Annotated in this window: 9 protein-coding genes; 2 read left to right on the top strand and 7 right to left on the bottom strand. The window is 50.6% G+C overall.

The window, feature by feature from the left end; all coding sequences use genetic code 11:
• Positions 1–1,152, bottom strand: a 1,152-nt coding sequence (locus QZF50_RS20580) for a 1-acyl-sn-glycerol-3-phosphate acyltransferase (protein ID WP_290388968.1), incomplete at its 3' end; no start/stop codon positions are given.
• A 585-nt stretch (positions 1,153–1,737) separates the two neighbouring features.
• Between QZF50_RS20580 and galR the strand changes: the two genes are divergently transcribed.
• A complete protein-coding gene (gene galR / locus QZF50_RS20575; protein WP_000201048.1) occupies positions 1,738–2,769 on the top strand; it encodes an HTH-type transcriptional regulator GalR in 1,032 nt (343 codons plus the stop codon).
• Between the two features lie 6 nt (positions 2,770–2,775).
• Here galR and lysA read toward each other — a convergent pair whose 3' ends face one another.
• The gene (lysA, locus tag QZF50_RS20570; protein ID WP_001120711.1) at positions 2,776–4,038 is read right to left on the bottom strand and encodes a diaminopimelate decarboxylase; all 1,263 of its coding nucleotides are present in this window, start codon (positions 4,036–4,038) and stop codon (positions 2,776–2,778) included.
• A 121-nt stretch (positions 4,039–4,159) separates the two neighbouring features.
• Here lysA and lysR point away from each other — a divergent pair, with 121 nt between their 5' ends.
• A complete protein-coding gene (gene lysR, locus QZF50_RS20565; protein WP_000741827.1) occupies positions 4,160–5,095 on the top strand; it encodes a DNA-binding transcriptional regulator LysR in 936 nt (311 codons plus the stop codon).
• On the opposite strand, the gene ygeA is transcribed toward lysR, so the two are convergent.
• From ygeA to QZF50_RS20540, 5 genes are all read right to left on the bottom strand, one after another.
• Complete coding sequence (gene ygeA, locus QZF50_RS20560) at positions 5,082–5,774, bottom strand: amino acid racemase (protein WP_000848664.1); 693 nt, start codon at positions 5,772–5,774, stop codon at positions 5,082–5,084. The two genes, lysR and ygeA, sit on opposite strands and share 14 nt — an antisense overlap.
• Before the next feature lie 128 nt (positions 5,775–5,902).
• On the bottom strand, positions 5,903–7,321 hold the full coding sequence (gene araE / locus QZF50_RS20555) for an arabinose-proton symporter AraE (RefSeq protein ID WP_000256438.1): 1,419 nt from the start codon (positions 7,319–7,321) through the stop codon (positions 5,903–5,905).
• A gap of 314 nt (positions 7,322–7,635) precedes the next feature.
• A complete protein-coding gene (kduD, locus tag QZF50_RS20550; protein WP_000603518.1) occupies positions 7,636–8,397 on the bottom strand; it encodes a 2-dehydro-3-deoxy-D-gluconate 5-dehydrogenase KduD in 762 nt (253 codons plus the stop codon).
• Between the two features lie 29 nt (positions 8,398–8,426).
• The gene (gene kduI, locus QZF50_RS20545) at positions 8,427–9,263 is read right to left on the bottom strand and encodes a 5-dehydro-4-deoxy-D-glucuronate isomerase (RefSeq protein ID WP_000383237.1); all 837 of its coding nucleotides are present in this window, start codon (positions 9,261–9,263) and stop codon (positions 8,427–8,429) included.
• A 286-nt stretch (positions 9,264–9,549) separates the two neighbouring features.
• Positions 9,550–10,731 (bottom strand): acetyl-CoA C-acetyltransferase, encoded by a 1,182-nt coding sequence (locus tag QZF50_RS20540; protein WP_000656029.1) that lies wholly within the window; start codon positions 10,729–10,731, stop codon positions 9,550–9,552.
• Positions 10,732–10,752: the final 21 nt, after the last annotated feature.

Here is a 10,752-nt window from a genome sequence, read left to right as displayed (position 1 = left end):
GACGACGCCTTTCGGATGGCCTTCAGAACCGGAGGTAAAAAGGATCAGCGCCTCTTCTTCCGGCTGCTGTTTAACCTGTGCCAGACGCGGCATCAGCAAATGAGCGAAGATCCATACTTTGTCGGCAGTGGTGACATCTGCTTTTAAATCTTCCAGATAGACCCAGCGCACCTGAGTAAGTTGCTCCGGCAGATGCCAGAGTTTGCCTTTATCGAGAAACTGGCGGGAAGTGAAGATGGTTTTGATTTCAGCCGCCGTAATAGCACTGGTCAGCCCTTTTACCCCGGCAGTGTAGTTCATCATTGCGGGAATGCGGCGACGGGCGATGGCCCCAAAAATCACTGCCGCACTGATGCCTGCATTGGGCAGCATTAAGCCGATGCGTTCGCCTTCAACACTGTATTTTTCAAGGATGCGTCCAACAAACAGCGTTTTCGTAAGCAATTTGCGATAGGAGTCTGGGGTAAAATTGACGTCTTCGACACATTTCTTCCCGGCTCCGAAGCGGTACATTGCACTCAGTAAAGATTCGTACAGCGTTTCACGCGGGCGCACCGCCATTCGCGCTTCCATCATTATTTGATGCAGCATTTCGCCAGCGATTTTGCGACGGTCACGGGCACGCGGCGCATCCGGCATCTCCACCTGCGTTGGTGGCAAAATATGCAGAGTAATTTGCGGGAACAAGCGACGTTTAACCAGACCTTTCAGGCGGCTGAAGTGCGTAAGTTCCGCCCCTTCAATACGCACAGGAATAACCGTTGCACCAGACTTCGCCGCGACAAAACCCGCGCCATCGTAGATTTTCATCAGCGAGCCTGTAGTGGTGATGCGTCCTTCAGGGAAAATCACCACTGGTCGGCCCTGTTCCACCAGACGTACCAGATGTTTAATAGCCATAGGTTGCGTCGGGTCGAGAGGAACAAAGTCGATAAATGATTTCAGCCAACGCATATACCACTGTTGGCTTATTGAGGTGTAAACGGCAAACACTGGACGCACAGGTAAAAACAGTCCAAGCAAAATGCCATCAATAAAAGAGACGTGATTAGGCGTAATTAGAACGCGCTCGCCCTTCAGTGCCTGGGTGTCACCCGTAACGCGAACGCGATACAAAACACGGCACAAATTTCGAAAAAAGCTAAAAAGCATTCCAACTCCCTTTGCTCTGATTCAGTAAAAGCGAATGGAGGGAGATTACACGAGATAAAGAACGCGAGCGACAGTAAATTAGGTGCGAAAAAAAACCTGCGCATCCGCGCAGGTTGGTGCAAGAGACAGGGTACGAAGAGCGTACCGAATAATCTCACCAATCAATACCTCTGGGATCTTGATTGTGGTCTGCACGACGACTCTTCGCCAGCGAGAAAACGCAAAGGAATGAAGGGAAATGCAACGAGGTGTGTAAATTGTCGGTTACTGTTACAGATTGATGACCGGCAAAAAAAAACCTGCGCATCTGCGCAGGCTGGTGTAATTCATGTGCTCAACCCGAAGTTGACTTCACCTATCAATACCTCTGGGATCACCACTTTAGCAACCTGAAGCCAAACGCCACCAGCGGTCAATCGCAACAGCGTTTCGCAAAGTGTAACCAAAGGTTTGCAATCTCTTTTTTTGTCTTACTTATTTGCGTTTGGCTCACATTCCCACGATGAAAACACGCCACCCCTTGAACCAACGGGCGTTTTCCGTAACACTGAAAGAATGTAAGCGTTTACCCACTAAGGTATTTTCATGGCGACCATAAAGGATGTAGCCCGACTGGCAGGCGTTTCAGTCGCCACCGTTTCCCGCGTCATTAATAATTCACCTAAAGCCAGCGAAGCTTCCCGGCTGGCTGTGCATAGTGCAATGGAGTCTCTTAGCTATCACCCGAACGCCAACGCCCGTGCGCTGGCGCAGCAGACCACTGAAACGGTCGGTCTGATCGTTGGTGATGTTTCCGATCCGTTTTTCGGTGCAATGGTGAAAGCGGTCGAACAGGTGGCTTATCACACCGGTAATTTCTTATTGATTGGCAACGGTTACCACAACGAACAAAAAGAGCGTCAGGCTATTGAGCAACTGATCCGCCATCGCTGTGCTGCGTTGGTCGTCCATGCCAAAATGATCCCGGATGCCGATTTAGCCTCATTAATGAAACAAATGCCCGGTATGGTGCTGATCAACCGTATCCTGCCTGGCTTTGAAAACCGTTGTATTGCTCTTGACGATCGTTACGGTGCCTGGCTGGCAACGCGTCATTTAATTCAGCAAGGTCATACCCGCATTGGTTATCTGTGCTCTAACCACTCTATTTCTGACGCCGAAGATCGTCTGCAAGGGTATTACGATGCCCTTGCTGAAAGTGGTATTGCGGCCAATGACCGGCTGGTGACATTTGGCGAACCAGACGAAAGCGGCGGCGAACAGGCAATGACCGAGCTTTTGGGACGAGGAAGAAATTTCACTGCGGTAGCCTGTTATAACGATTCAATGGCGGCGGGTGCGATGGGCGTTCTCAATGATAATGGTATTGATGTACCGGGTGAGATTTCGTTAATTGGCTTTGATGATGTGCTGGTGTCACGCTATGTGCGTCCGCGCCTGACCACCGTGCGTTACCCAATCGTGACGATGGCGACCCAGGCTGCCGAACTGGCTTTGGCGCTGGCGGATAATCGCCCTCTCCCGGAAATCACTAATGTCTTTAGTCCGACGCTGGTACGTCGTCATTCAGTGTCAACTCCGTCGCTGGAGGCAAGTCATCATGCAACCAGCGACTAACCGCAGTTAAAGCAATTCCAGCGCCAGTAATTCTTCGATGGTCTGGCGACGGCGAATCAACCGCGCCTGACCATTATCAAACAGAACTTCTGGTAACAGCGGACGGCTATTGTAGTTGGATGACATTGATGCGCCATATGCCCCTGTATCATGCAGTACCAGATAATCACCTGCCTTCACTTCCGGCAAGGCGCGGGTTTCAACATTTCCCCCTTCCTGCTGGGTAAAGACATCGCCCGATTCACATAACGGTCCGGCGACGACGGTTTCCACCGTTGGCGCGTGTTCCAGAGAACGACCATCAGCTGCCAGGGCACTGATATGGTGGTAACTACCGTACATTGCCGGGCGCATCAGATCGTTGAACCCGGCATCAACCAGCACAAAGTGGCGGCTCCCCATTTGTTTGACGCTCCGCACCTGAGTAATTAATACGCCAGACTGCGCTACCAGGAAGCGACCCGGTTCAATTTCCAGTTTCACAGGGTGGCCCAAATGGCGGGCGATTTGCTCACGCGCGGCATTCCACAGACCATAATAATGTTCGGTATCAACCGCCTCTTCACCCTGTTGATAAGGAACAGAAAGCCCACCGCCCGCAGAAATAGCCTGTAAATCCTGACCGAATTCGATGACCTGACGCACCATAGCACCACACACCTGTTCCAGATGGGCATAATCAACGCCAGAACCAATGTGCATGTGAATGCCGACCAGCTGCAGATGATGACGTTGTATCACGTCCAGTGCGGCGGGCAGATCGGTGTACCAGATACCGTGCTTGCTGTTTTCGCCACCGGTATTGGTTTTTTGGCTATGTCCGTGACCAAACCCCGGGTTAACGCGCAGCCATACCCGATGCCCTGGCGAAACCTGGCCCAGTTGGTCGAGCATATCAACAGAACCCGCATTCACCGGAATTTGCAATTCACTGACGCGTTCAAGCGTCGCCTGATCGATAACATCTGCCGTAAAAACAATATCATCGGGGTGCGTTTGCGGATTGTAACCCGCCGCCAACGCACGCTCTATTTCGCCTAACGAGACGGAATCCACTTTCACGCCCTGCTCACGCATTAAGCGCAAAATATGAATATTGGAACAGGCTTTCTGTGCAAAGCGCACCACATCAAACTGTTTCAGCGCTGCAATCTGCCGACGAATAATTTGCGCATCGTAGACCCACACCGGGCAGCCAAATTCAGCGGGCAAACGCAGCAGATTTTCGGCGGTGAGATCGGTATCGGTACTGAACAGTGAATGTGGCATAACAAACTCCAGATAAGTGCTTTTTTATGATTACGCCACATCATAAAAAGAATAAAAAATATCGATTTATGTCGAGTCTATGCAAAAATGATATGGATTACCGGATTGCGAGAGAGCGCTAATGGCCGCCGTTAACTTACGTCATATTGAAATTTTTCATGCGGTAATGACCGCCGGAAGCCTGACTGAGGCAGCACACCTGCTACACACCTCACAGCCAACCGTCAGCCGCGAACTGGCGCGCTTTGAGAAGGTGATCGGGCTAAAATTGTTTGAGCGCGTACGTGGACGATTACATCCTACCGTGCAAGGACTGCGTCTGTTTGAAGAAGTGCAACGATCCTGGTACGGACTGGATCGCATTGTCAGCGCCGCAGAAAGTCTGCGCGAGTTTCGCCAGGGAGAACTGTCTATTGCCTGCCTGCCGGTCTTTTCGCAATCTTTTTTACCGCAGCTCCTGCAACCCTTTCTGGCACGTTATCCCGATGTCAGCTTAAATATCGTGCCCCAGGAATCACCGCTACTTGAAGAGTGGCTCTCGGCCCAGCGTCATGATTTAGGACTCACTGAGACACTCCATACGCCTGCGGGAACAGAACGTACCGAATTACTCTCTTTAGATGAAGTGTGTGTGTTACCTCCGGGTCATCCGCTAGCGGTAAAAAAGGTATTAACGCCGGATGATTTTCAGGGTGAGAACTACATCAGCCTTTCCCGTACTGACAGCTATCGCCAGTTGCTGGATCAGCTATTTACTGAACATCAGGTTAAACGACGCATGATCGTAGAAACCCACAGCGCCGCGTCAGTCTGCGCAATGGTACGGGCGGGGGTAGGTGTTTCGGTGGTTAACCCGCTCACCGCACTGGATTATGCGGCAAGCGGTTTAGTGGTGCGGCGGTTCAGTATTGCGGTTCCGTTCACCGTCAGCCTGATCCGCCCCCTGCACCGCCCGTCATCAGCGCTGGTGCAGGCGTTTAGTGAGCATTTACAAGCGGGGTTACCGAAACTGGTCACTTCTCTTGACGCTATTTTGTCGTCAGCTACGACAGCATAAAAGCGACAGCATCCTCGGCATGGATCGCCGCAGTATCAAACACAGGCAAAACACTGCGCTCTTCTGGCACCAGTAAACCAATTTCTGTGCAGCCAAAAATGACGCCCTGTGCGCCCTGTTCTGCAAGGCGAGCAATCACTTGCGCATAATAAGCGCGTGACGCTTCGGTAAATTGCCCCAGACACAGTTCTTCAAAAATAATCTGATTAATTTTCGCCCGTTCATCCGCTTCAGGAATAAGACAATTGATGGAAAATTGTTCCGTCAGCCGCCCGCGATAAAAATCCTGTTCCATGGTGTAACGCGTACCCAGCAGCGCCACACGAGTCATTCCGGCCCCGGTAATTGCACGTCCGGTGGCATCCGCAATGTGTAAGAAAGGCAGAGTGCAACGTGACTCAATGGCATCCGCCACTTTATGCATCGTATTGGTACATAACACAATACCTTCTGCGCCCGCCCGCTGTAAGCCAAGCGCCGCCTCAGCCAGAATGTCCCCGGTTTTATCCCATTCCCCGCGACGCTGGCACTCTTCTATTTCATGAAAATCGACGCTATGTAGCAGCACTTGCGCAGAGTGAAGCCCACCAAGCCGCTGTTTAATGCCTTCATTTATCAGACGATAGTAAGGAATGGTGGATTCCCAGCTCATTCCTCCCAGCAAACCAATTGTTTTCATTCCTCTCTCCTGATGTGTGTTACCGCAACAAGGCTGAATAAGGAACGAGACAAACGCCTCAACGGCCAGGTGCCCGATCTCTATTAACGAAAAAAGGGCCGGATGTACAGCACATCCGGCCCGTGAAATCAGACGCCGATATTTCTCAACTTCTCGCCTGCCATCAGTTTGCGTTCGATATGTTCCAGCGTGACATTTTTGGTTTCCGGAATGAGCCAGAAAGTGATGCCCACAAACGCAATGTTCAGCGCAGTGTAGAGCCAGAACGTACCGGCAGCGCCAATGCTGTCGAGCAGCGTCAGGAAGGTCGCGCCGATAATCATATTCGACACCCAGTTCGTGGTGGTCGAACAGGTAATACCGAAATCGCGGCATTTCAGCGGCTGAATTTCAGAGCACAGGATCCACACCACTGGCGCGGCGCTCATCGCATAACCGGCAATACACATCATCGTCATGCCAACAGAGAGCCAGGACAAGCCACTGGAAGCCGTACCGTTATCAAACTGCATCAGGCAATAGCCCAGCACCAGAGTGCCTAACGCCATCACGCTGAAACCAATTTTCAGAGCCGGTTTACGACCTGCTTTATCTACCGTAAAGACCGCAATGAAGGTCGCGAACATAAAGGTCAGTCCCACGACCAGAGTCGCAATCATCTGTTGTTCTGTGGTCGTAAAGCCCGCCATTTTGAAGATACGCGGCGCATAGTACATGATGATGTTCATACCGGTAAACTGCTGCATCGCCTGCAACAACATACCGAGAAACACAGCACGACGGACGTTACGGTTGATCTTAAACAGTGCCCAACCGCCTTGTTTTAACTTCAGGCTTTCACGAATTTCGTTGAGTTCTTCTCGCGCTTTTTCCGACGTATCGCGCAGCATACGCAACACTTCTTCCGCCTCAATATGACGCCCCTTTTCCGCCAGCCAGCGCGGGCTATTTGGCAGGAAGACCACCAGAATAATCAGCAGGACTGCTGGTAAAGCAAGAACCCCCAACATTGCGCGCCAGTTACCGCTATAACTGAACGCTGTATCGGATAAAAACGCCAGCACGATGCCGAGTGTGACCATCAACTGGTACATACTGATCATCTTACCGCGAACGTTTTCACTTGCCATTTCAGAAAGATACAGAGGAGCGGTGTAAGACGCGATCCCGACAGCAATGCCCAGCACCACCCGAGCGGCGATTAACATCTCTACGCTGGTCGCAAAAGCGGACCCTATAGAACCGAGTACAAACAGGATGGCCCCCGCCATCAGGCTGTATTTACGCCCCAGGCGGAACGACAGCCAACCATTAAACAGCGCACCAATTGCTGCACCGAGCATCATGCTACTGACCACCCATTCCTGCAAACGGCTGGTCAGCACAAAGTGATCGGTAATGAACGGCAACGCTCCGGCGATTACGCCGATATCAAGACCAAATAACAATCCTGCGACCGCAGCAGCTACCGAAACAAACATATTCATACGCCGCGTATCCCGCAAAGAACGTGGCGTTAAAGCAGATTCCGTATTGATAGTAACCATTTTTTCCTGCCAGCAGAGAGTAAGACATAGTGAAAAAATACGTGAACAATTCACACAGGTGTCAGGTCGGAAACAGCATAAATATGGATTAAATTGCTGCGGCATGTCGTTATGTGATGGATATTCCAATTTTCAAATTAAGTTGAATTATTGAGATTATTATTAACCACCTAATTTTACAGCAGATAAAATTCATAAAGTTCATTAATTGATAATTGATATGGATTATTTCATAACCATGATATGGATTATGATGATCTACAGGTATAAAAAACCCTGCCATGCGGCAGGGTCATAAAAGTAAGAAGAATGAATTAACGCGCCAGCCAACCGCCATCCACGGCAATGGTATAACCATTCACATAATCTGAAGCGCTGGAGGCAAGGAACACTACCGGCCCCATCAGGTCACTCGGCAGTCCCCAACGACCAGCTGGAATGCGGTCGAGAATTTCCGCGCTACGTTGTTCATCTGCCCGCAGTTGTTGAGTATTGTTGGTCGCCATGTAACCCGGAGCTATCGCATTAACATTAATGTTGTGTTTAGCCCATTCGTTCGCCATCAATCGCGTCACGCCCATCACACCGCTTTTTGATGCGGTATAAGAAGGCACACGGATCCCACCCTGGAAGGAGAGCATTGACGCGATATTGATAATCTTGCCGCCATTGCCTTGCGCGATAAAGTGTTTCGCCGCTGCCTGAGACATGAAGAATACGCTCTTGATATTCAGGTTCATGACATCGTCCCAGTCCTTTTCGCTGAACTCGAGAGCGTCTTCGCGGCGAATCAATCCGGCGTTATTCACCAGGATATCAATATGACCAAACTCCGCTACCGCGCGATCCAGCAGTGCTGGAATACCATCAATCTTTCGCAGATCGGCGGTCAGGCTTAAAAAACGACGCCCCAGCGCTGTGACCTGCTTGATGGTTTCAGTCGGTTCAACGATGTTAATGCCAACAATGTCACAGCCCGCTTGCGCCAGCCCCAACGCCATCCCCTGACCCAGTCCAGTATCACAACCAGTGACGACCGCAACTTTACCTTCGAGAGAAAATGCACTTAAAATCATAACAATACCTTATTCGTTTATGCCCACAACTAGCGCAAATCTTTAACGGCCACATGGTCCATATCATCAAAGACCTGGTTTTCACCGACCATGCCCCAGATAAAGGTATAAGCTTTGGTTCCGACACCGGAATGGATCGACCAGCTCGGGGAGATCACCGCCTGCTCGTTATGCATCACAATATGACGCGTTTCTTGCGGCTGCCCCATCATGTGGAAAACGCAGGCGTCATCATCCATATTGAAATAGAAATAAACTTCCATCCGGCGCTCGTGGGTGTGACACGGCATGGTGTTCCACAAGTTACCCGGAGCCAGCTCCGTCAGCCCCATACTCAATTGGCAGGTTTCCAGTACATCCGGGACAAAATATTTGTTAATCGTGCGACGGTTACTGGTGAGGTTATCGCCTAACGTGACTGGAGATACTTCGTCCGGTGTGACTTTTTTGGTGGGATACGTCGTATGCGCGGGTGCGCAATTGTAATAAAACTTCGCCGGAGTGCCGGTATCAATACTGGCAAAGACAACTTCTTTTGCACCTTTACCAACATACAGGGCGTCGCGGTGACCGATTTCATAGCATTGGCCATCGACAGTAATCGTACCGGCACCGCCAATATTGATAACACCTAACTCGCGACGTTCAAGGAAATAGCTTACGCCGAGTTGTTTACCAACTTCCCCGCCAACGGAAACCGTTTTAGTTATCGGCATAATGCCGCCAACAATAATTCGGTCAATGTGGCTGTAAACCATGGTGTACTCATCGGCGACAAATACCTTTTCAACCAAAAATTCATTGCGCAGCCCTTGGGTATCCAGCGTTTTTGCGTGCGCACTGTGGATGCTCTGTCTTACGTCCACATCAACCTCCGATAATCAGTGAAGCGTGAAAATAGAAAACGATAGTGAAACACTGTTTCGTTTTCTCTATAAAGGGATGATATGCCCATGGGCTAGGGTTTTCAATTAAAAATAAAACAATGTTTCATTTTTAAGTTAAGGATTAAAAAAAGTGCAGTGTCGATCACGAATCTGTCATGAGAATGGAAAAATCAGGGAGCCCGGAAAATGTATGTCGACTTGCCAGCCATCATTATTCAACAGATTAATGACGGCAGATATTTATCGGTAAGGAGGAAATGCAGAGCTATTCGTCACGTTCAATGGTCAATGCCACCCCCTGGCCCCCGCCGATACAAAGCGTTGCCAGTCCTTTGCGGGCATTACGTTTCACCATTTCATGAACCAGAGAAACCAGGATTCGGCAACCGGAAGCGCCTATCGGGTGACCGAGTGCGATCGCGCCACCATTGACATTGACCCGACGCTCATCCCACTCAAGCATCTTGCCAACCGAAAGCGCCTGTGCAGCAAACGCTTCATTAGCCTCGATAAGATCAACATCAGCCAACTGCCAGCCTACACGCTCCAGGCAACGGCGGGTCGCATACACCGGCGCAATTCCCATCAATGCCGGATCTACACCAACGCTGGCAAATGCGCGAATGCGGGCCAGCACGGGTAAATTCAACGCTCGTGCTTTGGCTTCGCTCATCATCATTACCGCAGCTGCGCCATCGTTTATGGATGATGCATTACCCGCTGTCACAGAACCGAGACTATCAAATGAAGGATTTAAACGGGCTAAACCTTCTGCACTGGCGTCAGTGCGTGGCTGTTCATCGGTATCAACAACCAACGTCTGACCGTTACTTTGGGTCATTACCGGGACGATCTCATCTTTAAATCGTCCGGCGTCAATCGCCGCTCGCGCTTTTTGTTGCGAGCTAAGTGCGTAAGCATCCTGCAATTGACGGCTGATGCCATATTCGCGAGCCAGATTTTCGGCGGTGACACCAATATGATAATCATTGAAGGCATCCCATAACCCATCATGCACAAGACTGTCAACCAGCTGGCTATTGCCAAGCTGTGCACCGGTGCGGCTATCAGTCAGAACATGTGGTGCGCGGCTCATGTTTTCCTGGCCACCGGCGATGACAATATCAGCCTCGCCACACTGTATCGCCTGAGTAGCCAGATGCAGTGCTTTAAGTCCGGAACCGCAGACGTCATTAATCGTGATTGCAGAAACGCTATTAGGCAGACCACCTTTAATAGCCGATTGCCTTGCCGGATTCTGCCCTGCCCCTGCAGTCAACACCTGACCAAGAATTACTTCATCCACCGCATATGCAGGAACGCCGGTACGTTCTATTAACGCTTTCACGACCAGACTACCAAGTTCCACGGCGGAATGACCCGCTAACGCACCGCGAAAGCAGCCGATAGGTGTCCGTAACGCCCCGACAATCACAACGTCTTTCATCACAACCTCGCACCAATTAAC

The sequence above is a fragment of the uncultured Escherichia sp. genome (assembly GCF_948475835.1).
Classification (GTDB): domain Bacteria; phylum Pseudomonadota; class Gammaproteobacteria; order Enterobacterales; family Enterobacteriaceae; genus ECMA0423.
This window is presented reverse-complemented; position numbering and strand designations above follow the sequence as displayed.

Excerpts from the sequence above, each read along its gene's own strand:
- galR (WP_000201048.1), top strand. The coding sequence starts at position 1,738 with ATGGCGACCATAAAGGATGTAGCCCGACTGGCAGGCGTTTCAGTCGCC.
- lysA (WP_001120711.1), bottom strand. The coding sequence starts at position 4,038 with ATGCCACATTCACTGTTCAGTACCGATACCGATCTCACCGCCGAAAAT.
- lysR (WP_000741827.1), top strand. The coding sequence starts at position 4,160 with ATGGCCGCCGTTAACTTACGTCATATTGAAATTTTTCATGCGGTAATG.
- ygeA (WP_000848664.1), bottom strand. The coding sequence starts at position 5,774 with ATGAAAACAATTGGTTTGCTGGGAGGAATGAGCTGGGAATCCACCATT.
- araE (WP_000256438.1), bottom strand. The coding sequence starts at position 7,321 with ATGGTTACTATCAATACGGAATCTGCTTTAACGCCACGTTCTTTGCGG.
- kduD (WP_000603518.1), bottom strand. The coding sequence starts at position 8,397 with ATGATTTTAAGTGCATTTTCTCTCGAAGGTAAAGTTGCGGTCGTCACT.
- QZF50_RS20540 (WP_000656029.1), bottom strand. The coding sequence starts at position 10,731 with ATGAAAGACGTTGTGATTGTCGGGGCGTTACGGACACCTATCGGCTGC.